This is a genomic window from Psychrobacter sp. DAB_AL32B, from assembly GCF_002224105.1.
GTDB lineage: Bacteria > Pseudomonadota > Gammaproteobacteria > Pseudomonadales > Moraxellaceae > Psychrobacter.
The window spans coordinates 1-25,198 of record NZ_NEXU01000042.1 but is presented as its reverse complement, the minus strand read 5'-3'; the positions used below and the strand labels follow the sequence as shown (position 1 = coordinate 25,198).

Below are 25,198 nucleotides of genomic sequence, written 5' to 3'. Positions count from 1 at the left end.
GGGGATAAAATAACGCTTATCCTGTGCGGATAACTCAATAGACTTATGATCGTATGGTAAATATTTAGGTTTAAATAGTTTCTTTAGCATGGTTTTTTCGGCATTTTTATAAGTAGAGATACATTTTAGTATTTTAGGATAATTCACTAATCCATTTCAACGCCGACAAACGTGGGATAAATAAATATTCACCACCATACAAGGTATTAAAGGTTTCGATACCATGATAACGCTGACGAATTGGGTCGGCAGGGACGGTAAAGGTATCGGCAGCGGCGGCTTTATCGCCATGATGGACGCCAAGCATAGGGTCTTTTTCTTCGCCTAAACTCATAAAATTACCATCATTAATCCACTGCGATTGCAAAAACTCAACCGTTTCCATGGCATGGGCATTGATACCAATAAAGAATAAGCCACGCTCTTTGCCATCATCTTCGGTAACATCAGCTGGTAACACCTCACCGAAGCCAACGCTACGTCTGACAATACGGTGGATACGCACATCAGATAAAATAAAGTCTTTGCTATCTCGTGGATTCATACGTCTAGTATGCGCACCAAATGGACACTTTTTACCATGTGGGTCATCTTTATAACCAAAGTCGTTATTCCTATTTGGGTCATCACCCAGTGCTTCATCATCATGATCAGGTGACAATACCAAAGGTGCTCCTGAACGCCAACGTCCCCACATTTTCGCGCCCAGTAACTCAGCCTCCTCATCACTTGCGCTGTTGTCTTTTAAAAATTTATTAAAAGCGGCGACATGACTGTTATAAGCCCTTAATACCATAAACGAGCCATTTTTACCTAAAACCTCAGGCTGCGGCATAGGCGGTATCGTACCTGCTTCACCTTTATAACCCAGTACAAACTCGCCCGCTGCAATGGCGTCATCTGTGTTGCTTGGTGGAGTTTGAATACCGCTGCCTTTGATTTCTGGATTACTGATACCATCACGATAACCAAAGACATTTTTGACATTATTATCAGAGCCAAAATCATGCTCCATTAGAATTTCAATGTCACCACTGGCAGGATCGTCTTTATTAATATGCGACTTGATATTGTCTTTTAACTCATTAAGCTTTACTTGCCATTTGTCTTTGCTATCCGCGATGATGGCTGCACAAACATGAACATCGCCCTGTTCACCAAACGGTGCTGCCCAATTTTGTGGCGCGTTCACGCCATTATCACGCAATTTGTCAGCGCGTCCTGCCATACCTACTTTAAAAGAATCTGGAAAGCTATCTAACGATGATTGCGGGATACCCAACGCCTCTAGACCGGCATAAGTCATGACCACAGATAGCGTGGCCTCCATATCTTTATGCCACTCTTTACTACCAGTGACATCTGGCAAGACTTGCGCAAGCATTTGTCGCCCCACTTCAGCATTATTAATTTTAAGCGCAACGACCGTACCAAAGTAAGGCGTCGGACGATCACGTAAAATAATGGATTGGATATCTTCTAACTCCATACTCACTAAATTAGGATTGAATACGCCGCGTGCTTTATGAGTCAATGTTTCAATGCTATCACCGACTTCTTTTTTGATATCTTGTAACCAAGACTCAAACTTACTGTCCTCGATACGATTGCCAAACTCATCTTTTAAGTCATGCAGCTTATTCCCCAAGCTATTACTAGTTTTATTTTCTTGCTTAGGGTTATTTTGGTGGTCATTGCTTTGAGTGCTGTCGTTTTTCTTATCATTATCAGGAGTGTTTGTACTCATTATTGAACCTATTTTTATAGTTATATTGATTTATGTCGCCCTTATTCTCTATATCACCCAGCCCATTTTAAAAAGGTGATATAGATTGATAGCATCTTATCTATAGCTGCTTATTAATAACAGCTTATTGGCTCACAACAGACGTTAAGACTGTGCTTCGTCCAAAGCTTTATTAATGCCTTTGACAATACGATCTTGGCGGCGGATGTCTTGAATGGTTAGATGAGGCACACCAACGTACCAACCCGCTGCCGTAATCTGATGATCCAAAATAAATTGCTTAACACTAGGATCTTTAATGCCAGGCCAACCTTCGACACTACCAAACAAGATGTCCATTAGCTCAGGGATTTTGGTCGCGAAGTCATCAATATAAGGGTCCCAATCGCCGTCATAAGCGGTACAAAACAGCACTCTAGTGTCATTATCTAAAAATGCAAAACGTAAGTCGTGCAGCGTACCAACTCGCGTTGCTCCTTCTAAATTACCACCAGCGATTTCCAAAACTTTTCTTAAACGTGCAGCGCCGCCCTCTTTTAGAGGCGCAATGACGGTTAGCTCTGAAACCTTACCTGATTTAAGCCCTTTTTCACCAGCAGTAGTTGTCGCATGATCATAACCATCATCACCGCCTTCTTTTAAATTGGCAACCAACAACTCAGCCCGTAGCTTAAAAGCATCAATAGATTCAGTAATTTTATCTTTCAGGTCTTCAGAGTTATCGATGATATGCTTTCTTTTATTTTTAGCACTATTACTCATAGTCGTTGCCCTTATAGTTAATTGTCGTTTTTATAGTATTGAGAATTTAGTATTCTTAATTATTTTTCATAATTAAAAAATAAGTCTTTCATACGCCCGTATAATTATTTCCAGTTACCATAGCAAAAATAAATAGCGAATCAAAACGGAGCAATTTAACTCAACAAAATAGAACACCTGATTAACGCAAACCCTTTTTTCTTCACAGGAAGCCGACAAAGTTTCAAAATATTTCTTAAGCGAATGCTGTTTCTTTTTTAGTGGTTTGAGGCAATATTTTAAGCACGCAGAAGCATGTATTTAACCTAGAATAGTGTTTAAATATAGAAGCTTTAGTGACTGCCTCACCATTTATATTTATAGCAGATATAGATCAACTATTTTACCATTACTTAAAGTTATGGTTATATGAGGAAATATTGTGCAAGATTTGCGACGCTTTAAGGATTATTTACATGACAGACCTAAGCCAACAGGTATCGACGTTGTTTGTGGTTTAAAGCATTTTTCTATTATCACTTATGCTGTGCCAGCAGAAAGGTTTGACGGTATATTTCCTGATAGATTTAAGCTAGATACGGTGATGATCGACGGTGAGGAAAAAGGACTGATTTCTGTTGTACCATTTATAGATGTCGATTTCACCTCAGCTGTTTATCGTTTTCCCACATTTACCATGGGACAGACTAACTATCGTATCTATATCATCGATACAGATACGGGCGAGCGCAGTGTGTGGTTTTTGGGCACCACTCTAGACTCTTGGACATTAGCGGTACCGAGATATTTATGGAGTTTGCCTTGGCATAGCGCTAAGATGACTTTTGATTGCCATTTTGACGATGCAACTGGTCGGTATGTAAAATATTCGGTAAATGCCGAATCAGAATGGGCAGCGGCGTCAGTATCTCTTGTACAAAATGCAGAGGATAGTTTTTCATTCTCAGGCTTTCCTGATACTGAATCGGCGCTGGTTTATTTGACCCATCCGCTGGCAGGGTTTTATCGTCGCCGTGATGGCAAGCTTGGTACTTATCGCGTTTGGCATAAAAGACTTGAGGTACGGCCAGCCTCTTTGATTTCTGCCAACTTTAAACTGTTATCAGACTTAGGTATTGTCACCACTTCAGAACAAAATCGCCCTTATAGTGTACTTATCGAACCTTTAAATACGTTTACCATCTACTTACCGCCAAAAGTTATTGACTGACTAGCGAGCAGCTTAACTATTTTTCTTAGCAATAAACTGTACCACCGCACTTAAACCTTTATGGCGCTTGCCTTCTGAGATCATACGCTGTTTTTCTATACCGGTTATTTCATCTAACTCTGCCAGTTCACTACGTAAAACTGCTAACGAACCAAAGCGCGCTCTTTGCGTCGCTGGTGGTCCACCGACAGCATCCATAGTTAACTGCTGTTCGGTGTAAGCTTCAAGGATAAATACCCCATTCGGCTTTAATGCCGGTACAATTTGAGCATGAACGTGTCGACGGACAGCGTCTGGTAAATGCGCCCAAATAGAGACGATACTATCCCACTGCTCTTCTCCAAAATCATAGGCGGCTAAGTCAGCAACCTGCGTAGTAATCGCCACGCCTCTATCTTGCGCCAGCTTTAACGCTTTATTCAAACCCACTTCAGACATATCCATGGCGGTGACTTGGTAGCCTTGCTCTGCTAAAAATACCGCATTCCTACCTTCGCCTTCAGCCAAACATAAAACCTTGCCACCTGCTGCTATTTTCTGAAAATTTTCTTTTAGAAAATCATTGGGTTCTGTGCCAAAGATGTACTCTGCTTCGTTATAGCGTTCGTTCCACATTTTGTTTTCCTTTTTTAGTTCTTAAATATTAATTTTTGCTTAGGCTATTTATTATTAACTGATAAACGCTTATGTATAAAGCTAACACCCAGTGAGTGATTAGTAAAATGAAGATAATTATAGAAAACAGTTGACTTGACTTATATATTCATAATATAACATATATAATATATTCAATATTTTGCATTTATTAGAACGATTTTAATTCTCAATCAAGATTTTAACTTTTAGTCAAACTTTTAATTCTTTATAAAATAGTAGCAGACTTCGGGAGGATGGGACATGATTCGTTTAAGCTACACTCTCAAATGTTGGGCATTAGGTGTTTTCTTTTACGTAGGATTTTACGCTATTGTCCTAACGAGCAACCCTGACTTTGCTAAATATATCTATATCTTAGGGGTTAGTACACTACTCTTTCCGATTGCTAAGCGTGCAGTCGATGTGGTTACTGACTTTATCGCACCCCATACCATCATATTCAATGGCTTATTATCTTCATTATTAATTAATATTGTTATTTGGGTGTTTACACCTTTTATCATAGCATTGACGCTGTTTGCCCTATTCTTTTATGCCATGGGCGTGATGACAGAAAATATTCGGGCGAAACCCTAAAGCTGAGGTTAGACGAGCTGACTCTTAAAACAAATATTAGCATTAAAAAAGCAAAGACAAACGATCATTGTCTTTGCTTTTTTAATGTTATAAGCATAATCGCTCCTATAGTTAAGTTGAAATAAACACAACTATGGCAACGTTCTGCTGCTACAAAATTTTAATATATAAAAAATTTTGTTTTATTATGCATCATGCAATAAAAATTCATTATTAATCACCGTGTAAAAAGCTTATCCTATAGGGTTGAACCAATTGATTGACTAATATGATGCCTCGACTCTTCTTTTAATAAAAATGAGGGTCGAGGCATCATATTAGTCAGGGCTTTTTATTAAAGGAATTTTATTGAATGACTACTGCTACTCGCCAAGAACACGATCTACTCGGCTATCGTGATGTCCCTGCTGATGCTTACTATGGTATCCAAACTTTACGGGCTTTTGAAAACTTCACTGTTAGTGGTGTACGCTTACATCAGTTTTCTACTTTTATTCGTGCTTTTGCGACCGTCAAAAAAACCGCTGCCATTGCCAATAATAAAGTGGGTGTATTAAATGAAATAACCAAAGACGCCATTGTGGCAGCGTGCGATGATTTAATCGCTAATAAATATCATGATCAGTTTATTGTCGATATGTTCCAAGGCGGTGCTGGCACTTCAACCAATATGAATGCCAACGAAGTAATTGCCAATCGAGCAATAGAGATTTTAGGTCACAAGAAAGGCGAATATCAGCATGTACACCCAAATAATGATGTTAACCTTTCACAGTCGACCAACGACGCTTATCCTACCGCGCTAAAAATTGCGTTAGATGATTACTGCGTGCGCTTATTATCTAAAATGGATATTTTGTATAACAGCTTTAAAAATAAAAGTGTTGAGCTGGCCGATAAGTTAAAAATGGGTCGCACTCATTTGCAAGACGCTGTGCCTATGACAGCAGGTCAAGAGTTTAATGCATTTGCAACAATGATCAAAAAAGAAATGGAGCGCATCGAAGCGACTCGCGCGCTATTTCATGAAATTAATATGGGCGGCACAGCGATTGGTACTGGTCTGAATGCGCCGGCTGGCTATTCAGAAGAGGTTGCCAACACCTTATCTGAGCTGACTGATAGACCTTACTATATCGCTGAAGACTTAATTGAAGCCACGCAAGATACCAGTGCTTATGTTGCCTTATCAGGTAACTTGCGTCTTTTTGCAGTACGCCTATCAAAAATTGCACACGATTTACGTTTGCAATCTTCTGGTCCTCGTGCCGGTTTGGCGCAATATCGCCTACCTGAAATGCAACCTGGTAGCTCAATCATGCCTGGTAAAGTAAACCCAGTTATCCCGGAAGTGGTGAACCAAGCTTGTTTCCAAATCATGGGTATTGATAGCACCATCGCTATGGCGTCAGAGAATGGTCAATTACAGTTGAACGTTTTTGAGCCGGTTATTGCCTTTAATTTATTTACGGGTATGAGCATGCTTGCCAATATTTGTGAGATGTTTGCCACTCGCTGCATCGATGGTCTCATCATGAATAACGAGGCTTGTAACATCGAAGTGTTTAATAACATCGGACTGGTTACTGCACTTAATCCGCATCTAGGTTATGACTCTTCTTCTTATGTTGCTAGAAAAGCGCAAGAAACTGGTGGCAGCGTTTATGACATCGTTTTAGAAGAAAAACTGATGGATAAAGCAACATTGGATGATATCCTATCTCCTGCCAATATGGTTTACCCAAAGGTTAAATTATTGATTTAGTTGGTATGAGGTCAAAAAAAGGCTGGGTTAGCAATTGCTAATCCAGCCTTTTTATTTATTTGGTGGTGCAGTTTAGCCCCGATAGTAGCGGTATCCTGATGCAGACGATGGCGATGTGCTCTCCGTTAGATGTGGTCTCGCTAAGCAGGAACATAAATAACGGAAAAGAGCACACGCCAGTGGCAAGTCAGATACAAGCGGATAGCGGGATTGGCTACAATCATAGACAACAGCTTTTATAACTTCTGTAAGCCTAAAGCTTTTAAGCCTGCTTTTGCAATCTGAACGTCTTCACTACCGTGCGCACCGCCTACACCAATTGCTCCAACTACAATACCATCGATAAAAACAGGCACACCACCAGGCATCATCAGAAAGTTTTCATCTAAGTATCTGATATCTTCAGGAATCGTTCCGTCTTTGATCCCTTTAGCAATAACAGCGGTTTCTCTCTTTTGCGAATTGGCAGTGTAAGCTTTTTTATAACTAGAACGAATAGTATGTACGCCTGCTCGATGATCCCTTAACAGGGCAAGTGTCTGTCCCGAACGATCAACGATCGTAATCGACACCATCAGCTTATCTTTTTGCGCTGCTAGAAAAGCAGCATTTACTATCTTTTGTGCCATCTCGCCGGTTAATAACGAGACTTTTTCTTCACGTTCCGAATGTGCAGTGTTTATTTTAGATGACACGAGCACTTCAAGATTGGATATCCTTTCCATATTAAGTCCTAATTTTCTTTGATACCCATTAAAACATTATGACGCTCAAATAAGAAGTAACAAATTATGTATTTAAGTATTTAGGGTACTTTAATTATTAAGGAAACTTTAAGTATTAGGTAAGTTTATCGCCTTGGCATACCCTGTAGAGGCAAATTTGGTAGTGATAAAAAGTCTAAAAAGTAGGCGCTTACTATTAAAGATAACAAAAGCATAATCATCAATCTAACTGACCTTATCCCACATTTTACTTAGACGTTTTGGTGATACAGCCATACGCGTTTTCATCGGCTGGGCAAATAATTGAATGCGATATTCCTCGACTAGCCAGCGATATTCACTGATAGATTCGCTATCAGCACGCCCTGACAAGCGTTCCATATGTAAATCGAGCGCATAGACGCCTTCTAGATCGGCTTCGATATTATGTTCAAGGCGTTCAAGGCGAATTTGGAGCGCTTCTAAATAGCGTGGATACTGCTGCCAATGACTATAATCCATTCGATAAACAAACTTCGCTAAGTGCAAATCTTCCAACTGGTCCTCGATGTCATCAATAGACTCACCAAATATTTCGCGATCAAGCATTAGTAAGCTCTGACGAATACGCTGCCAACGGGTATAGACATTTTTAAGTGTCTTAATCACTGCTTGACCGGTCAATAAGAAATTACTGAGCACTGCTTCTGCCGTTTGAGTGTATTCCTCAAGGGTGAACGGTAACTCCTCTGCCAGATTCGTCGCAATGCTATCGGCGCTTTCAGGTAAGTCTGCACTATGATCAAAGAGTATATAATGCTCCTCAAGGGCGGCATCTAACGCAGCATCAATAACGATAGTTTTTAACTTTTCCATATCGCCAAGTGGTGCAAAAGCCAATTTGAATATGCTATCAATTTGACTGGTCAGCTGTTTCTTCTTCGCGCCAAGCTGCCCTTTCATGAGCGTTAAGACACCTATACGATGCGCCTGCAATGCAGCATTCACATCAGTATATTGATGAATCGATACTGCCGCGCCTGCCTCATCAGTCACCAAGGCGGCAAACTGCTTCATTACCACGCCAGCGCTATGATGGTTTTTACTAAATTTAAAGTGCTCAGGGAAGCTCGTATGCGCGCCTTGCTGTTCAGTGACGGCTTGACTGGTCTCACTTGCATGACGAATCTGAAGCGTTTGTAAGTCACGACCTTTTTCGATAATGCGGTTTTTATCATCAACCACACAGATTTGCGGCTGTAGATAACGATCAATCGTAGACGGATTAAAATTATCAGGTGTCACCGACATAATGCCGCGACGATTTAACGCTTGGCAAAGCTGTTTAAGCAGGCCCTGACCACCAGCAGGCTGTAGCTCATCGAACAAGCTATCGGCCGTATCTGGGATAGGTACAATTTGCCGACGAATCTCTTTCGGCAATGACTTTAGTAATTGCAACACCAACTCAAAACGCCAACCGGGTACACCCCACAGTAGCTCAATAGCATCAAGCTGTGGTAGTGCGGCAAGTGGCACTCGAATAGTCACCCCATCGTCATCGCTTGATGGATCGAAGATATAACGTAATGGTAATTTCAAATCGCCCAGTTGCCAAACTTCAGGAAAGTCGCCAGTCGTAGGTGCTTGGCTATTTAAAACATCATCATCAGTAAAGAACAGATATTTACTATCAGTCTTTTCTACTTCTGCCCGCCAATCTTCAAAAGCTTTACGGCTGGCAATATGTTCAGGGATTTTTTTATCATAAAATTGATAGAGCGTTTCTTCATCGACCAATAAATCGCGGCGACGCAATTTATCTTCAATCCGCTCAATATCTGCCACTTTATCCATATTATGCTGTAAAAATGGTGCTTGCCTACCGAAGTTACCCGTCACTAAGCCATCACGGATAAATATCTCACGCGCTTCAATTAGATTAACTTGTTCATAATTGGTTAGCTGCTTACCAATAATAATCAGGCCAAATAGACTAATCTGCGCGTAGGCTTTGACGCGTCCCGTCTTTTTCGACCAATGCGGCTCAAAGTAGTGGTATTTTAACAAGTTGCCAGCTGCTGAAATAATCCATTCAGGTTCAATTTTGGCAACAGTACGCATAAAGACTTGCGAGGTCTCTACCATCTCAAACGCCATTACCCAAGGTGGTATCTGTTTAAATACCGTACTAGCTGGGAAAATCTTAGTCTTTTGCTGACGAGCTGCCAGATACTCACCGCGGCTTTCGGTCTTATGGGCAATGATAGATAACAATCCGGTTAATAATGCACGGTGCAAATTGGCATATTTAACCGCTTTAAGTTCCTCATCTTCAACACCCGTTGGATCACTATTAACTAACTCACCATTTTTAGTATTAGGTTTTGAGTCGGCATCATCAGTCAGCTTAAGTTCGGTGACCATTTGCACCAACTGACGATGGGTCTGATGCCATTCTCGTACGCGTGGAAAGCTGAGATAGTTTTTCTTGGTAAACTGCTTGCGCTGATTACCTGATAGCTTATTACCGTCTTCATCTTTTTCAAACAATGCTTTCCATAAACTAAGATAAAACAAGAAGTCTGAATCGTCTTGACGGAATTCTGCATGCTTTTGATCAGCTTGGGTACGTTTATTAGCCGGACGCTCACGTGGATCTTGAACTGCAAGCGCGGCAACCACAATCAACATTTCACGGATACAGTCAAAGTCAGAACCGGCAACTAACATACGTGCCAGCCTTGGATCGATTGGCATACGCGCCATCTGTTGCCCAATTCGCGTCAACTTTAAATGATCGAGACCTTGTTGTCGTTTTGACTTGCTGCTTGCTGTGCTATTCGCCTTAGCATTTGAATGACTAGCTGCTTGCTCATCTTTTTCAGTAATGGCACCCAACTCATTTAACAGTTTATGCCCATCAGTAACTAAACGACTATCAGGTGGCTCAATAAAATCAAAGTCATCAACACTGCCTAAACGCAGATTTGCCATTTGTAAAATTACGGATGCTAAGTTGGTACGTAGAATTTCAGGTTCTGTAAATTCAGGACGACCACTAAAGTCTTCCTCGCTATATAAGCGAATACAAACCCCAGGCGCAACGCGACCACAGCGACCTTTACGCTGATTGGCGGCAGCTTGGGCAATGGCTTCAATCGGTAAACGCTGAACGCGAGAGCGGTATGAATAACGCGAAATCCGCGCAAACCCTAAGTCAATGACATAACGAATACCGGGTACGGTCAGCGCAGTCTCAGCAACGTTGGTCGCAATGACGATACGGCGACCGCGACCGGACGGCTGGAAGATGCGCTGCTGCTCTTCGTAAGTCTGCCGTGCAAATAATGGCAGCACTTCAGTATGCTTTGGTCCGTGCCGCTCAAGGACATCTTGTAACTCACGTATCTCAGCCTCAGTCGCCGCAAATATCAAGATATCAGCTTGATCAGCATGACCTTTATTTTGCGCATCGCTAAAGCACTCCTCTACAGCGGCAACCACCGCACGCGGTAGATTCTCTTCAAAATCATCGTAGCTGTCATCGTCTGAGCTGGTTACCGGCTCGTCAGTCAATGGACGATAACGTACTTCAACTGGGAAACTGCGCCCTTCTACATTAAAGATAGGCGCTGGTACTTGGCGTTTAAGCTTGGCGTCGTAATGACTAAAGTATTCACTAAAGCGCTTAGTATCTAGTGTTGCCGAGGTAATAATGACTTTTAAGTCTGGACGCTTAGGTAGCAGTTTTTTAAGATAGCCCATAATAAAGTCAATATTAAGGCTACGCTCATGCGCCTCATCAATAATGATCGTATCGTATTTACTTAAAAAGCGATCATGACCAAGCTCAGCCAATAAGATACCATCAGTCATCAGCTTAATAACTGATTGCGCCGTGCCCTGCTCATTAAAGCGAATCTTAAAGCTAACGGTGTTACCTAATTGCTCACCTAACTCTTCGGCAATCCGGTTGGCTACACTGCGTGCTGCAAGCCGTCTTGGTTGTGTATGCCCTATCTGCCCACGTATACCGCGACCTGCCAGCATCGCTAATTTAGGTAGCTGCGTTGTTTTACCAGAACCAGTCTCGCCAGCAACGATAATCACTTGATTATCAATAATCGCCTGTATCAAATCATCAGCACGTTGGCTGACTGGCAAATCAAGATTTAATTTGGTTGCTAGCTCATCTGGAATACTGTCCATACGCGCTTGCACCGCTTGTTGTGAGCGAGTTTTTAACTTTTCAAATTGTGCACGTTTTTTCTCTAAATCATTGCTATTTTTAGCGTCGTGTTTGGCATCTGCATTAGGATTTTTATTAGCAGCAGGCTTTTTAGACGATTTTGCACGTGCCAGCTCACGCTCAAGACGGCTTAGATAATACTCATCTTTTACGAGCACCGGTAAATTAGCAACAGAAACTGTATTTTGAGTGTCTGTATTTTCTTGCGGCTTATCGTTTGCATCAGCGTTCAGATTTTTAGCTTTCGCATGTTGGCTGTTTTGTTGGTTATCTTTTGGAGTATCAGGCATATTTACTTAGGCTATTTATTATTTGGAAGTGGTTAGATTATGGGGATAATTGGGCTGTGATTCAAGTTGCTCGTATATGGTTTAGGCTTGCATTGCTGCTGAACGACTATCTTAAATTAATAAAGCCATCATAAGTCTCTCAGATATATAAAGTGATTCAACCATACAGCTGAAAATATACAAATACATAAGTAACAATCAATATTATTACAGTGCTAATTTTTTAAGATTTTTAATACTTAAATATCCTACATATTCTTTATCTTCTACAGCATTTAGACTTCCATCGAGCGCGCAAGCAGTAGGTTCAATAACAATCTCAACATTTGAGATAAGGTCGTTTACGTTATATATGTCATCTATATCTACCTCAAACTTATCATCAATGTGTGAAGCGGCATTAAAAGGTGAGGCTTTATCATTAAAAGTAAACTGTTTATAAAACTGGCTCTGCTTTGCCTGTTTAATCGCCTCCGCTTGATTGGCAGCAACGATGAGTAGTTTATAATGAAACTCTTCAAAGCTGCCCTGCTGATAGCCGCCTAAATTGATAAAGAATAGCTTTAGAGTATGGTTATTCTCTACTTGGTTGCTTGATTCAACCAATTTAATAGCATAATCATTAACCTTAGTAATCGCTCGGTACGAATCAATGTGCCACTTGTTTTTTACTTCAGGCCAATGGCTATTGATATCTGTTATTAACTCATTAACCTGATTGGCCACGCCAAAAAATATATCGTGTTGCTCAATCAGCCGCCCTTTGGGACGACCGCCTAGCTGAACCATATATAGTGTTAGCATATGAAGCCTTCCTTATTAGATAAACATATTCAGTTAGTAGTCAGTGACTAATCAGCTCGATAGACTTTGAATGGCTGCTTCAAAAAATCTCTGACCACTTTAACAGTTGTTATAGGATCTTCTTCGTGCGGCACATGTCCTAAATCATCAAATATTTTGAGCTGGCTATTAGCAATATCTCTATGGAAGAGCGTAGCATTCTCGACGGGAATAAGGTCATCTTGTGCGCCCCAAATAATTAAAGTCGGCAAATATAATTGTTTAATTTGTGCTTGGTCACTATTATTATCAGTCTCTTGTAGGCGACGATTTAATGCTTGCCGGTTACCTTGGCGCAGCGTCAAATCATAATACCGATCAACCAATGCTTCATCGACCTTAGTATCATCAGCATAAACACTAAGCACGCTTTTTTTAACCACATCTCGCGGCAATACACGACTTAATATAGGCGTCAACGCCGAATACTTTGCCAACTTAAAACCAATAGGCACATGCTTTGGCGTCGCTGGATAGCCAACGGCATCAACTAAGATAAGCTTATCAATACGGTCAGGATAAAGAGCCGCTGTACGCCACGCGATTTTGCCACCTAAAGAATTGCCTGCCAATGTCACTTTTGTCACTTGATTTAGGTTTAAGCGATCGAGCACTTGCACGACGAATTTAGCGTAATTAGCGCTACTATACTTTGTGGTCTCATCTGTATATGGACCAGTTAAACCAAAACCCGGTAAATCCATACTAACAACGCAATACTCGTCACTTAACGCTTTCGTCCAGCCTTGCCATGTGTGCAAACTTGCCGATGTTCCATGCAATAAAACGACAGCTTCAGGTAGCGACTTTCCAGTGCTAACCGCTTGATCAATTGACTCTTTACTGCGATAAACATCACACTTATCTGATTGCAGCACATGAGCCTGCAACCCTTGAATAGCTATAAACTCGCTGTCAGGCAATTGCCATTGCTTAAGCTCAGCCACGCTACGATCAGGCGCCCAAAAAAAGGCTAGGAGCGCAGCTAGTAGAGCAATGATAGCAAGAAGCAGATAAATGATAATTTTTACTAACCGTTGTGCCATGTTATCAATTCCATTTAATGAGATGACATTATTTACTATTTATAAAAATGATTCGAATACTTTTGCTGATGGCTACAAGAGAACAAACGATAAGTATTTTATACAGACATTATTGCTACGAGTAAATGAAAAACCCAATGTTCAAGAGTCACTTAAACATTGGGTCTTTATGGTTATAACAATCTTGATTGCTAAGCTATAGTAAGAAAAAATACGCCCACAAACCCACTACGAACGTAGCAATGATATTAAGTATCACACCAACACGTATCATCTCTGTTTGCTTAATGAGACCGGTACCAAACACAATAGCGTTTGGCGGAGTAGCAACAGGTAGCATAAAGGCACAAGAAGCACCGATACCGATAATCATTACTAATACTGCAGGCGGCAGACCCATTTGCTCAGCAATGGCAGCAAACACAGGTACTAACAAGGCTGCAGAAGCGGTATTAGAAGCAAACTCCGTTAAGAAGATAATGAACGCAGAGACTGCAAGTACCACTATGATAAGCGGTGCAGATGCTAGTCCATTAGCAACGGTTTGACCAAGAACCAAAGATGCTCCTGATACTTTTAAAACCGTTGATAGTGCAATACCACCACCGAACAACATGAGTACGCCCCAGTCGGTATTGTCAGACACTTGCTTCCACGACACCAAACCTAAGCTAACCACTGCTGATGCCGCTAATAACGCGACAATTGAATCAATATCATCGACATTAAGTGCTGCACCAATTTGTTTTGAGAGTATCCAGCTCAATGCGGTGACGATAAAGACGATAATTGTCAGCACACGTGGCTTGTTCCATTCAATAGGCTCGTCTTCGTTAAGCGTTACCTGACGATTCAAGTTAGGCTTGAGGAACAAATACATTGCACCAAGCAATAATGGCAACAGCACTAACATCATTGGAATACCAAACTTCATCCAATCGACAAAAGCGATATCAAGCGCTTTGGCAGCAATCGCATTGGGCGGCGAACCAACAATCGTACCCAAACCACCAAGGCTGGCAGAATAAGCAATACCTAATAGGACGAATACAAAAGTGCCACGGTCTTTTTCACGATCAACCTGCGTTAGAATACCAAGCGCCAATGGCAGCATCATCGCTGCAGTAGCCGTGTTCGAAATCCACATCGATAAAAATGCAGTGACCCCAAATATTAAGAATACCGCGTTTCTAAGATTGCCGCCTGACATTGATAGAATCTTGAGCGCAATTTTTCTATCTAATTGCTGTACATGCAACGCTGCCGCTAGCGCAAAACCACCAAAGAACAAATAAATAATGGGGTTGGCAAAGCTTTGTAAACCGATGGCAGCATCGAAGTCCGGTAAACCAATAAGTGCGCCTATGACAACGACCAATATCGCTGTAATGGTCACATGTACCGCTTCAGTCAACCATAACACGCCGATAAAGAACAGCATGGCGAGGCCTTTATTGGCACTAATATCGTAAGGCAATACATTATAGATAAACAGACTGATAACCGCCGCAATGGCGACAACTATCAATCCTTTACCTGTACCCTTTGGAAAGGTATCAGTAAATAAATATTCATTGCCATCATCAGGTAGATGGCTGTCTAGTTTTTTCTCTGACATACAATGTCCTTTAATGTCCTTATTGTGCCCAAAGACGGTGTTAAGAATTGTAAATATAAAGACGTATTTCAACAGTGAATAATAGCTTTATAACTGTGCTTACCAAAATACGCCGCCATCATAGCAGAAACATTATCCACCAAAATATGTTCAATATAGGTATTATAAAAACCATATTAGAAATATAGTTTTTATCTCATTTATCCAAAACCAATTGGCTGTAGAAATATACTTTTAAATCTGTTCAAGAGAACTATGAGTCGGGCTGATACAAAGTTACACACCGTCACTAAACATGCCCACATCTGCCCTGTACAACTCATAAGCAGTATCACATACTTAGTTGGTGAAGAACGTTAATAAAAACAAATAGGAGCCTCTCATGGCAGATGACAATAAGACTGACTCAACGACTAAGATGGCAAGACAAGATATCAATCAAGATGGCCTTGCTAAAAAAGACCAACAGCGTACCGATGATTCAGCTCTCGATATGATGCAGGGTATGCACGAGCACGAAGATCATAAAGAAGACGATAAATAAAATACGGTTTTACATTTATTTGAACATAAAAACTCAAACAAAAAAAGCGCTCATCAAACCGATGGGCGCTTTTTTTGTCTTGGCTGTCTTTTTTCTGGCAGATTGTCCGATACATAGTTGTAGACAAAGGCGGCAGTCAACACAATGGCAATGGGTAAGAACAAAGCACCGTAGCCTACTCTGGCATATAAAAAAGCCCCTACAGCACTACCACCGCAGAAGCAGTACCAGATGATCGCTTGAAATCCTAATGTTGGTTTACTGATGCGCCGACCTGCTAACCAATTACCGATAGCAGCGCCCATGTCTGAGGTCAATCCGGTCAAGTGCGTGGTTCGAATCACTGCTCCGCTATAAGTCGCTACCATCGCATTCTGTAATCCACATGCCATGGCAGCTGCCAATTGTCCTAGATAATCGTGCTGCTGGTATAACCAATAGCTTATTAACAATAATGCCGCTTCAATGTATAGCGCAGTGCCATAACGTCTACCCAGTTTCAATGACGTCTGACCAATGACAAAGCCGCTCAAAATCGCCCCTGCCAAAAAAGATAACAGTAGTGCACCGATATATAAGATACTGCGAGCGTCTAAATAAGCAATAGCCGCTGCAAATAAGCTCACGTTGCCTGTGACATGAGAGACCGACAAATTGGTAAAACCCATCAATGCTGCAGTGTTGACGCAGCCTGCACTAAATGCCAATACTGCCCCGCCCCACAATATCCATTTTGGTAGTCTGGTTATCATATTCGTCGCCTAATGGCCTAATGGCTTATCATCGAAAAAGTCCATAGTATAACCAAAAAAGGCAGCCAATTGGCTGCCTTGCGTATTTCTCAAATCATATAATTAATGATTAAATGCAATTATTTTGTTTCATCTATCATCATTAGCTGCTCACTAATGGCAACGGTATTGAAACCTGCATCAACGAACATGATCTCGCCAGTGATACCTGATGCCCACGGTGATAATAAGAATAACGCGGCATTGCCGACTTCAGCTTGAGTAATGTTACGCTGTAGCGGCGCAATCTTTTCACTGATATCGAGCATTTTACGGAATGATTTGATACCACTGGCCGCAAGCGTACGAATAGGTCCAGCTGAGATGGCATTAACGCGAATACCTTCACCACCCATAGAGGTGGCAAGATAACGAACACTCGCTTCAAGACTGGCCTTTGCCATGCCCATAACGTTGTAATTTGGCAATACCGAAATACTACCTTCATACGTTAACGTCAACATTGAGCCATGGCGCATGGCAAGCAACTCACGCGAGGCTTTTGCCAATGCCACAAAGCTGTAGCTTGAAATATCATGAGCAATTTGGCTGCCTTCACGAGTGGTCGCATTGACAAAATCGCCATCAAGCTGATCCATTGGTGCAAAGCCAATCGCATGTACCACACCATTAATACCATCACCCCAATGCGCAGTGACTTGTTCAAAGCAGGCAGCGATCGACTCATCAGACGCCACATCACATTCAAGTACTAGATCGGCCTCAAATTTTTCAGCCGCCATATCCACACGTTTTTTGATTTTATCATTGGGATAAGTAAGAATTAACGAGGCGCCTTCACGATGTAGCGCCTCAGCAATTGCCCAGGCAATAGAAAGTTTGCTAGCAATGCCGGTGACGACAAAACGCTGTCCTTGTAGTAGCATGATATTTCCTTGTTAAACGATTAAAATTCGTTAAGATAGTTTTTTATAAAAAGTAGCAATTAAAACATAGAAGTCGCTTTATTATACACGAATCAATTTAAGTAAACAGTCGTAAACTATAACTGTCTTAGCGAATGGCTTAAACCAACTATTTATGTCCTTGACATATAATACTTCAGACAGCCTTATATTATATAGATGAGAGGTATTGTCCTTAACGGTAGGAAATTGAGCGCATTTCAAGTATAATCACAACCCTTCCAAGCTTGCACAATTTTTATAAAAATCCTTTACAACCGTTATTTGTAAACAAGGATTTAGCGTTAAGCTACACCCACATTTTGGATGGCTGCCAAACTTATGAGCAATACCCCAACAATAACATCAAATTATGAAGAAAGTACCGAGTCCTATCGTCAGCTCATCGCCTCAACGGGTGAAGACTTGCATCGTCCAGGACTTGAAGACACCCCAATACGAGCCGCCAAAGCCTTTGCACATTTGACCAAAGGCTACCATCAAAGCCTAGATGAGGTCGTTAATGACGCCTTATTTCCATCGACCAACCGTGAGCTGGTATTGGTACAAAATATTGAATTTTATTCATTATGTGAACACCATATGTTGCCCTTTCATGGTATCGCGCACATCGGCTATTTACCAAATGGGCACGTATTAGGCTTATCAAAATTTGCTCGTATCGTCGATATGTTTGCTCGTCGATTGCAAGTTCAAGAAAACTTAAGCGAACAAATAGCGCAAACGATTATGGATGTGACGGGTTGCCGCGGTGTGGCAGTAGTCATGGATGCCGCTCACATGTGTATGATGATGCGCGGTGTCAATAAGCAACACTCTACTACACGCACGATGTCGATGTTAGGTGAATATGTACACGACAATCAAGCGCGTAATGAATTTTTAAGTGCGATACCTAGACGTCAACCGGCGTTTTAATACTAGTAAGAAACAGCAAATAATAAAGAACAAAAAAGGATACCTAGGTATCCTTTTTTAATGCGCATCACTCAACGTAGCAGTGATTAAAAATTAGCGAGCAACCCTTAATTAAAATATGACAAGGCTTAACTGATCGATTTTACTTCATCAATCCAATTGCCATAACCAGCTGAATCCATCTGTGCAAGTGGAATAAAGCGCATCGCCGCTGAGTTCATACAATAGCGTTTACCCGTCGGTGCTGGACCATCATCAAAGACATGACCTACATGTGAGTCTGCATAGCGACTACGAATTTCAGTACGGGTTCCAAATATTCCTCGATCGTCCTTTTCAACAACCAAACTAGTATTCAGTGGACGGGTAAAGCTGGGCCAGCCTGTACCAGACTTGTATTGATCACGAGACGAGTATAACGGTTCACCTGACACCACATCGACATACAGCCCAGGCGCTTTATTATCCCAATAAGCGTTATCAAAAGCGCGCTCAGTACCATCTTCCTGAGAGACTTTGTATTGAATGTCGCTTAGTGATTTTTTAAGCTCAGCTTGTGCCGGCTTCACAAACGTATCTGGGTCAAAGCCCAAGGTTTCTTTAACTGCAGCTGCCGTGACTGTCGCCGTCTTATTCGACGTTACCTGCTTTGTACTGGGTGCAGTCGGTTTGAATTGGCTAAAATCTAGCTCATAGGCTTTACCATAGACGCTTTCGATAAACTGGTAGCGACCAGAGTTAAAGGTATAAGCCTTATAACGTAGCGGGTTCTTTTTGTAATAATCCTGATGATACTCTTCCGCTGGGTAAAATGTACTAGCAGAAACAATCTCGATTACCACTGGTTTTTTATAGACATCAGAGGCTTGCAGAGATTGCTTAGCAGCTTCGGCTATCTGCTTTTCTTGATCGTTTTTGTAAAAAATAGCGGGACGGTACTGTGTACCACGGTCTACGAACTGACCTTTATCATCGGTAGGATCGGCGATTCGCCATAGCGCTTGAACAATACCATTGTAGGTAATCTTCGTCGGATCATAATAGACTTGAGCCGCTTCAGTATGCCCTGTGCCACCAGCTGATACTGTGCTATAAGTAGGGTTGTCAGTCTGACCACCAGTATAACCCGACACCACCTCTACTACGCCAGGAATCTTTTCATAACCAGCTTCCACACACCAGAAACACCCACCAGCCACTGTCGCCACCGCTAAATTTGAATCTGTAGGTGCATAGGGATTATCGATAGGAGTATTTTTCACAGCAGGAGTACTTTCAGTGGCAGCACAACCAACGTAAAAAGCACTGCTCGCTACTATGGCCATACCAACGACTTTAGCCTGTAATTTGTAATTCATTAATAATTGGCGGCTCATAAAAAGCTCCTAAGAGTTATATCATGTAACCATCGTAACCCTCAGGTATCACTGAAACATTCCTAAATTGTTATATATTTACAATGCCCTGAACTATTATTCAAAAAAAAGCCTATTCCCAAGAGGGTAATAGGCTTTGTTTTACGCTATTGTTAGAGGATCAATTCGATAAAAAACTTATGCTACTTTATCGCTACTCTTATCTTTATCTGCACGCTCATCACTGGCCTGCTTAATTTTCGTTAAGATATCTTTGATACCAGATGCGGGCATGTACATCGGTACCGCATAAGTGTCACTGACTTCTTTTGCAGCGGCTTTAGCCATACTATCAAAATCGCTGGTTTTCATACCTTTGACTGTTGGCTCGATGTTTAAGGTTGCAATCAAGTCGCGTACCTGAGCGATTAGATGATCGGTAATATCGCTATCACTACTGCTTGCTTGGCCTGCTTGTACCATGCCCGTTTTTCTAGCAAGCTCCGCCAATCTTTTTTGGCTCGCTTTACGGTTGACGTCAAGTATATAAGGCAGCACGATGGCATTGGCTCGGCCATGAGGAATACTATAATACGCCCCTAGTTGGTGAGCGATAGCATGGACATAACCCAAACCAGCCTTGTTAAAGGCGATACCACCGTAATGAGCGGCTATACCCATCTCTTCTCTTGCTTTAAGATTGCCGCCATCTTTATAAACCAGCGGTAGATATTGCATAACAGCTTTGGCTGCAGAGGCCGCATAATAATCAGTCTCGACGCTGGCATTTACACTCATCCACGCCTCTAACGCATGGGTCAACACATCAATACCCGTATCCGCTGTGATATGAGCCGGCATACCTTTCATAATAACAGGATCAATAGCCGCTGCCAGTGGCACCATTCTTGGGTCGATAGACAGTGCTTTTTGATGAGTTTTATCATCGGATACAACCGCACCAAGCGTCGCCTCTGAGCCAGTACCCGCAGTCGTAGGCACGCAATATAACGGTACAGAAGGCTTTCTTGCTTTAAGAATGCCGATAAGCTGTTTAGGCTTGCAGTTATTGCCTTGCGACATAGCGATCATCTTAGCCGCGTCAATTACTGAACCACCACCGATGGCTATTATTGAATCGCACTTAGCATCGATAGATTTACGTAACCCCTCTTCAACAACCTTAAAAGTAGGGTCGGGTGTAATACCATCATAAACGGTGTAGCTGATATTTTTTTTATCTAGATAATCAGTCACTTTGGCTGGTATACCAAGCTTATTGAGCACGGCATCAGTGACGATAAATATATTGGTGCTGCCTTCATTGATGGCCATATCGCATAACTCATCACAAGAGGTTTCACCAACGAATAGCATGGGTCGTCTAATTGGAACAACGTAAGCGAATGCTTTTAGTACTTTGGCACGAGTTTTGGCAACGGCCAAATAACCGACATTCTGTAATCCATTAGTATTTACTAATTTAGTAATACTGTTTTGTTTTTTCATGGGTAAAAATCCTTTTTAATGATGGTAATAATGACGATGACAATCATTTAAAGCAGTAAATTAAACTACTCTTTAATTAAAAAATTTTAAGCATATAACTAAAGTGAACGTCTGTTTAACTTATTGTAGCACTGTACTTTTCAGGATGTCATGATTACTATGAACTGCTATGTTCTGCTTATTTAACGCTATCTGTATGAGCTAAAGCACACTCGCCTGCAATAATTGCTGCGCATAAGAATGCTGCGGATTATTAAATACATCTTCGCTAACACCAGACTCGACGCACACGCCATCTTTAAGTACCATAACTTGCTGGCACAAGGCGCGCACTACTTTTAAGTCATGACTAATAAACACATAACTAATTTGTAGTTTTTGTTGAATCTCTCGTAGCAAATTCACTACAGTCACCTGCGTGGTACTATCAAGCGCAGACGTTGGCTCATCCAATATCAATAAACTGGGCTGCATAATCAGGGCGCGCGCCAATGCCACGCGTTGACGCTGACCACCTGATAGCTCATGCGGATAGCGCTCAGCAAACTCAACTGGCAGATGCACGGTAGCAAGACTGTCCATTACCGCTTGCTGCCGCACTATCTTACCAACGCCTTGTACAAGCAACCCCTCTTCAACGATTTGCATGACCGTCATTCGAGGATTGATACTAGCAAATGGATCTTGAAAGACCATCTGAATTTGCGAGCGAAACTTACGCAGCTCGCTTTTTGACAAAGCTGCAATCTCTTGTCCATTGACGACAATTTTCCCACCCATATGCGCTTGATTGCTGAGCAACTGGCTCAGCGCCAGTGCAATCGTCGTCTTGCCAGAGCCTGACTCACCAACGATACCCAACGCCTGCCCTTTTTGTAGGGTCATATCGACGTCTTTGACCGCATCGAACCAGCGCTTAGTACCACCAAAGAGACTTTTTTCAATGGGAAATTGTACTTGTAGGTTATTTACTTGCAATACAGTCGATTGCTGACTTTGCTCATCATCAGAGAAGTTTAGCGCTTGCCCAAAATCTTGCTGAATCAGAGAGCGGGTATAATCCGCTTTAGGCTGGTTAAAAACTACTGCAGTCTGCCCTTGCTCAATCGTCTGCCCTTGACGCATAACAATAACCTCGTCACTGTAGCGTCTAACTAGATTGAGGTCATGACTTATAAGCACCATCGCCATATTATGCTGACGCTTAAGAGCATCTAATAGCTCAAGAATTTCATGCTGCAAAGTCACATCAAGCGCGGTAGTTGGTTCGTCAGCGATTAAAATATCAGGCTGCTGCGCTAACGCCATAGCAATCATCACGCGCTGGCGTTGACCGCCTGACAGCTCGTGCGGATAGCGATTGAGTTTGTCAGTAGGTTCAGTGATATTAACGTCATTTAATAACTGAATAGTTTGCACGCGCCATTGTTTTTTAGGTACACCGCTTAGACGAAGAGACTCAGCGATTTGCTTGGCAACCGTATGGAGCGGGTTTAGTGCCGTCATCGGCTCTTGAAACACCATGCCGATACGTTGCCCCCGAATAGAGCGCAGCGCAGCATTACGCCCTTTTTCATTGGCTATTGGTAGTACTCTCATACCTGTTGGATTTGCTAGCTGCACCTCACCGCTAATGGTCAAATTATCGGGTAATAGCCCTAATAGCGCCAAACTGCCAATAGATTTACCAGAACCTGACTCACCAACGATAGCCAAAGTTTGCCCTTGCCTCAGCTCATACGATAGCTTATCGACCAAAACCACGCCTGCATCAGTGACAATGCTAAGTTTATCTACACTCAACATTAGCTTTTGCTGTGTATTGCTATAGTTGCTATTTAGGTCGTCAGTTTGCTTATCAATTATGGTCATATTAAGAACGCCTTGGATCAAACGCATCACGCAGCGCTTCGCCAACGAAGATTAGCAATGATAAAATAAAGGTTAAGCTAAAGAATCCGGATAAGGCCAACCAAGGCGCATCGAGATTGTTTTTTCCTTGTACCATCAGCTCACCCAATGACGGCGACCCAGGCGGCAAGCCATAACCCAAGAAATCCAATGCCGTCAGAGCGATAATATTAGCCGTTAGGATAAATGGTAGCTGCGATAAGCTCGAAGCTAAGGCATTGGGCATAATATGGCGCAGCATAATTTGACTGTCCGAAACACCAAGATTACGCGCCGCCCGCACATAGTCAAAATTACGCGCGCGCAAAAACTCAGCCCGCACCAAACCGACCAAGCCCATCCAGCCAAATAACAACATCATGGCAAATAGCATCGTGATACTGGGGCTAAATAAGCTGACCAAAATAATAATCATGAACAGCTGTGGCATCCCGCCCCACACTTCCATAAAACGTTGCCCTGCCAAATCTACCCAACCACCGTAATAGCCTTGTATCGCACCGACGACAATACCAATCAAAGCGCCCGCAAGCGTCAATGCTAAACCGAACAATAATGACACCCGCATGCCATAAAGTATGCGCGCCAGTACATCACGACCCAAATCATCGGTACCAAGCCAATTTTGACTGTTGGGCGCTGCGGGATATGGAATGCCCAGCTCAACGTTTGGTGTTTGATCAGCAAATGGAATCGGCGGCATCATATAAAAGCCCTGCTCATCAATCAGCGCTTGCACTGCTGGGTCTTTGTAATTGGTTTCGGTTTCAAACACACCGCCAAAAGTTGTTTCAGGATAGGCTTTTAGCACAGGAAAATAATAATCGCCTTGATACTGCACCAGTAGTGGCTTGTCATTGGCAATTACATTGGCTGCCATACAAATGACAAATATCACCGCAAAAATAAATAGCGATATCACCCCAAGACGATTGCGACGAAAACGTTTTAAGCGTGCTTGCCAAATAGGATTTAAGCGCCGTTTTTTTATTGGCGATAAAGAAGATATATTAAATGCGTTTGAGGGTAGCGGATGATTTGACATTAGCGCCCCTCAAAATCAATACGCGGATCGATTAAGTGATAACTTAAATCGCTGATTAACTGTAATAACAGTCCGACCAAGGTGAAGATAAATAGCGTACCAAATATCACTGGATAGTCACGCTGCTGAATGGCTTCGAAACCTAACAATCCCAAACCATCAAGCTTAAAAATAATTTCAATAAGAAAGTTACCGGCAAAGAAAATCCCAACGATAGCCGCTGGGATACCAGCAATAATAATAAGCATGGCATTACGAAAGACATGACCATATAAAACTTGCCGCTCACCTAAACCTTTGGCACGGGCAGTAAGCACATATTGCTTACCCAACTCTTCTAAAAAGCTAAACTTAGTCAAATAAGTCAAGCCAGCAAAACCGCCTACCGTACTTGCTAGTAGTGGCAAAGCCAGATGCCAAAAGTAATCTTTAACTTTACCAAGTGTGCTTAATTGATCAAAATTCTCTGAGGTTAATCCTTGCAGTGGAAAAATATTCCAGTAGCTGCCGCCAGCAAAAAACACCAATAAAATCACCGCAAATACAAATACTGGTATCGCATGCCCGATAGCAAGCAGCATGGCAGTTGCTTTGTCAATTCCCGAGCCATGGTGCATGGCTTTATAAATACCAAGCGGAATCGCTATCATATAAATCAGCAGCGTACTCACAGAGCCCAAGCGAAATAGCAACCGAATGTCTCGAGCGAAACGACAACGATACCGAATG

Annotated in this window: 20 protein-coding genes; 5 read left to right on the top strand and 15 right to left on the bottom strand. The window is 42.0% G+C overall.

Annotated features, from left to right (window positions below; translation table 11 throughout):
• Positions 1–133 precede the first annotated feature (133 nt).
• Together CAN34_RS04820 and CAN34_RS04815 are read right to left on the bottom strand one after the other, a co-directional pair.
• Entirely contained in the window at positions 134–1,747 is a 1,614-nt protein-coding gene (locus CAN34_RS04820) for a Dyp-type peroxidase (RefSeq protein WP_121509223.1), read from the bottom strand.
• A 144-nt stretch (positions 1,748–1,891) separates the two neighbouring features.
• Complete coding sequence (locus CAN34_RS04815; RefSeq protein WP_254423095.1) at positions 1,892–2,509, bottom strand: hypothetical protein; 618 nt, start codon at positions 2,507–2,509, stop codon at positions 1,892–1,894.
• Positions 2,510–2,930: 421 nt separating this feature from the next.
• Here CAN34_RS04815 and CAN34_RS04810 point away from each other — a divergent pair, with 421 nt between their 5' ends.
• The gene (locus CAN34_RS04810) at positions 2,931–3,719 is read left to right on the top strand and encodes a DUF2071 domain-containing protein (RefSeq protein ID WP_089554677.1); all 789 of its coding nucleotides are present in this window, start codon (positions 2,931–2,933) and stop codon (positions 3,717–3,719) included.
• A gap of 12 nt (positions 3,720–3,731) precedes the next feature.
• Here the strand turns inward: CAN34_RS04810 and CAN34_RS04805 are convergent, their stop codons facing one another.
• Positions 3,732–4,334: a bifunctional 2-polyprenyl-6-hydroxyphenol methylase/3-demethylubiquinol 3-O-methyltransferase UbiG gene (locus CAN34_RS04805; RefSeq protein ID WP_089554676.1), complete on the bottom strand. Its 603-nt coding sequence runs from the start codon at positions 4,332–4,334 to the stop codon at positions 3,732–3,734.
• A gap of 282 nt (positions 4,335–4,616) precedes the next feature.
• Here CAN34_RS04805 and CAN34_RS04800 point away from each other — a divergent pair, with 282 nt between their 5' ends.
• Entirely contained in the window at positions 4,617–4,952 is a 336-nt protein-coding gene (locus tag CAN34_RS04800) for a hypothetical protein (RefSeq protein ID WP_089554675.1), read from the top strand.
• Positions 4,953–5,304: 352 nt separating this feature from the next.
• Positions 5,305–6,717: an aspartate ammonia-lyase gene (locus CAN34_RS04795; protein ID WP_089554674.1), complete on the top strand. Its 1,413-nt coding sequence runs from the start codon at positions 5,305–5,307 to the stop codon at positions 6,715–6,717.
• A 236-nt stretch (positions 6,718–6,953) separates the two neighbouring features.
• Here CAN34_RS04795 and CAN34_RS04790 read toward each other — a convergent pair whose 3' ends face one another.
• The 5 genes from CAN34_RS04790 to CAN34_RS04765 all read right to left on the bottom strand — a co-directional run bounded on the left by CAN34_RS04790 (position 6,954) and on the right by CAN34_RS04765 (position 15,470).
• Positions 6,954–7,418: a heme-binding protein gene (locus CAN34_RS04790; RefSeq protein WP_254423094.1), complete on the bottom strand. Its 465-nt coding sequence runs from the start codon at positions 7,416–7,418 to the stop codon at positions 6,954–6,956.
• Between the two features lie 249 nt (positions 7,419–7,667).
• Positions 7,668–11,963: an ATP-dependent RNA helicase HrpA gene (hrpA, locus tag CAN34_RS04785; RefSeq protein ID WP_254423093.1), complete on the bottom strand. Its 4,296-nt coding sequence runs from the start codon at positions 11,961–11,963 to the stop codon at positions 7,668–7,670.
• A gap of 207 nt (positions 11,964–12,170) precedes the next feature.
• Positions 12,171–12,767: a DUF1543 domain-containing protein gene (locus CAN34_RS04780; RefSeq protein WP_089554673.1), complete on the bottom strand. Its 597-nt coding sequence runs from the start codon at positions 12,765–12,767 to the stop codon at positions 12,171–12,173.
• Positions 12,768–12,814: 47 nt separating this feature from the next.
• Positions 12,815–13,852 carry an alpha/beta fold hydrolase gene (locus CAN34_RS04775; RefSeq protein ID WP_089554672.1) on the bottom strand — a complete coding sequence of 346 codons (1,038 nt, stop codon included), beginning with the start codon at positions 13,850–13,852 and terminating at the stop codon, positions 12,815–12,817.
• A 196-nt stretch (positions 13,853–14,048) separates the two neighbouring features.
• Positions 14,049–15,470: a DASS family sodium-coupled anion symporter gene (locus tag CAN34_RS04765; protein ID WP_079691697.1), complete on the bottom strand. Its 1,422-nt coding sequence runs from the start codon at positions 15,468–15,470 to the stop codon at positions 14,049–14,051.
• A gap of 382 nt (positions 15,471–15,852) precedes the next feature.
• Between CAN34_RS04765 and CAN34_RS14215 the strand changes: the two genes are divergently transcribed.
• Positions 15,853–16,014 (top strand): hypothetical protein, encoded by a 162-nt coding sequence (locus tag CAN34_RS14215; protein WP_165767613.1) that lies wholly within the window; start codon positions 15,853–15,855, stop codon positions 16,012–16,014.
• A 53-nt stretch (positions 16,015–16,067) separates the two neighbouring features.
• Here the strand turns inward: CAN34_RS14215 and CAN34_RS04760 are convergent, their stop codons facing one another.
• Together CAN34_RS04760 and CAN34_RS04755 are read right to left on the bottom strand one after the other, a co-directional pair.
• Positions 16,068–16,766 carry a YoaK family protein gene (locus CAN34_RS04760; protein ID WP_089554670.1) on the bottom strand — a complete coding sequence of 233 codons (699 nt, stop codon included), beginning with the start codon at positions 16,764–16,766 and terminating at the stop codon, positions 16,068–16,070.
• Positions 16,767–16,885: 119 nt separating this feature from the next.
• Positions 16,886–17,692, bottom strand: a complete 807-nt coding sequence (locus CAN34_RS04755; protein ID WP_089554669.1) for an enoyl-ACP reductase — start codon at positions 17,690–17,692, stop codon at positions 16,886–16,888.
• A 360-nt stretch (positions 17,693–18,052) separates the two neighbouring features.
• Between CAN34_RS04755 and folE the strand changes: the two genes are divergently transcribed.
• Positions 18,053–18,649 (top strand): GTP cyclohydrolase I FolE, encoded by a 597-nt coding sequence (gene folE, locus CAN34_RS04750; RefSeq protein ID WP_254423092.1) that lies wholly within the window; start codon positions 18,053–18,055, stop codon positions 18,647–18,649.
• 128 nt (positions 18,650–18,777) lie between these two features.
• Here folE and msrA read toward each other — a convergent pair whose 3' ends face one another.
• The 5 genes from msrA to CAN34_RS04725 form a co-directional block, all read right to left on the bottom strand.
• Complete coding sequence (gene msrA / locus CAN34_RS04745; RefSeq protein ID WP_089554667.1) at positions 18,778–20,025, bottom strand: peptide-methionine (S)-S-oxide reductase MsrA; 1,248 nt, start codon at positions 20,023–20,025, stop codon at positions 18,778–18,780.
• Between the two features lie 177 nt (positions 20,026–20,202).
• On the bottom strand, positions 20,203–21,513 hold the full coding sequence (locus CAN34_RS04740; protein WP_089554666.1) for an iron-containing alcohol dehydrogenase: 1,311 nt from the start codon (positions 21,511–21,513) through the stop codon (positions 20,203–20,205).
• A gap of 201 nt (positions 21,514–21,714) precedes the next feature.
• The gene (locus CAN34_RS04735) at positions 21,715–23,385 is read right to left on the bottom strand and encodes an ABC transporter ATP-binding protein (protein WP_089554665.1); all 1,671 of its coding nucleotides are present in this window, start codon (positions 23,383–23,385) and stop codon (positions 21,715–21,717) included.
• A gap of 1 nt (position 23,386) precedes the next feature.
• The gene (locus CAN34_RS04730) at positions 23,387–24,469 is read right to left on the bottom strand and encodes an ABC transporter permease (RefSeq protein WP_089554664.1); all 1,083 of its coding nucleotides are present in this window, start codon (positions 24,467–24,469) and stop codon (positions 23,387–23,389) included.
• On the bottom strand, positions 24,469–25,198 hold a 730-nt coding region (locus CAN34_RS04725), incomplete at its 5' end, for an ABC transporter permease subunit (RefSeq protein WP_121509222.1). The genes CAN34_RS04725 and CAN34_RS04730, both read right to left, overlap by 1 nt.

Bases quoted from the DNA above. Each gene is read 5' to 3' on its own strand.
- CAN34_RS04760 (WP_089554670.1), bottom strand. From the start codon at position 16,766: ATGATAACCAGACTACCAAAATGGATATTGTGGGGCGGGGCAGTATTG.
- CAN34_RS04805 (WP_089554676.1), bottom strand. From the start codon at position 4,334: ATGTGGAACGAACGCTATAACGAAGCAGAGTACATCTTTGGCACAGAA.
- CAN34_RS04780 (WP_089554673.1), bottom strand. From the start codon at position 12,767: ATGCTAACACTATATATGGTTCAGCTAGGCGGTCGTCCCAAAGGGCGG.
- CAN34_RS04775 (WP_089554672.1), bottom strand. From the start codon at position 13,852: ATGGCACAACGGTTAGTAAAAATTATCATTTATCTGCTTCTTGCTATC.
- CAN34_RS04815 (WP_254423095.1), bottom strand. From the start codon at position 2,509: ATGAGTAATAGTGCTAAAAATAAAAGAAAGCATATCATCGATAACTCT.
- CAN34_RS04740 (WP_089554666.1), bottom strand. From the start codon at position 21,513: ATGAAAAAACAAAACAGTATTACTAAATTAGTAAATACTAATGGATTA.
- folE (WP_254423092.1), top strand. From the start codon at position 18,053: ATGAGCAATACCCCAACAATAACATCAAATTATGAAGAAAGTACCGAG.
- CAN34_RS04795 (WP_089554674.1), top strand. From the start codon at position 5,305: ATGACTACTGCTACTCGCCAAGAACACGATCTACTCGGCTATCGTGAT.
- hrpA (WP_254423093.1), bottom strand. From the start codon at position 11,963: ATGCCTGATACTCCAAAAGATAACCAACAAAACAGCCAACATGCGAAA.
- msrA (WP_089554667.1), bottom strand. From the start codon at position 20,025: ATGAGCCGCCAATTATTAATGAATTACAAATTACAGGCTAAAGTCGTT.
- CAN34_RS04735 (WP_089554665.1), bottom strand. From the start codon at position 23,385: ATGACCATAATTGATAAGCAAACTGACGACCTAAATAGCAACTATAGC.
- CAN34_RS04755 (WP_089554669.1), bottom strand. From the start codon at position 17,692: ATGCTACTACAAGGACAGCGTTTTGTCGTCACCGGCATTGCTAGCAAA.
- CAN34_RS04765 (WP_079691697.1), bottom strand. From the start codon at position 15,470: ATGTCAGAGAAAAAACTAGACAGCCATCTACCTGATGATGGCAATGAA.
- CAN34_RS04730 (WP_089554664.1), bottom strand. From the start codon at position 24,469: ATGTCAAATCATCCGCTACCCTCAAACGCATTTAATATATCTTCTTTA.
- CAN34_RS14215 (WP_165767613.1), top strand. From the start codon at position 15,853: ATGGCAGATGACAATAAGACTGACTCAACGACTAAGATGGCAAGACAA.
- CAN34_RS04800 (WP_089554675.1), top strand. From the start codon at position 4,617: ATGATTCGTTTAAGCTACACTCTCAAATGTTGGGCATTAGGTGTTTTC.
- CAN34_RS04820 (WP_121509223.1), bottom strand. From the start codon at position 1,747: ATGAGTACAAACACTCCTGATAATGATAAGAAAAACGACAGCACTCAA.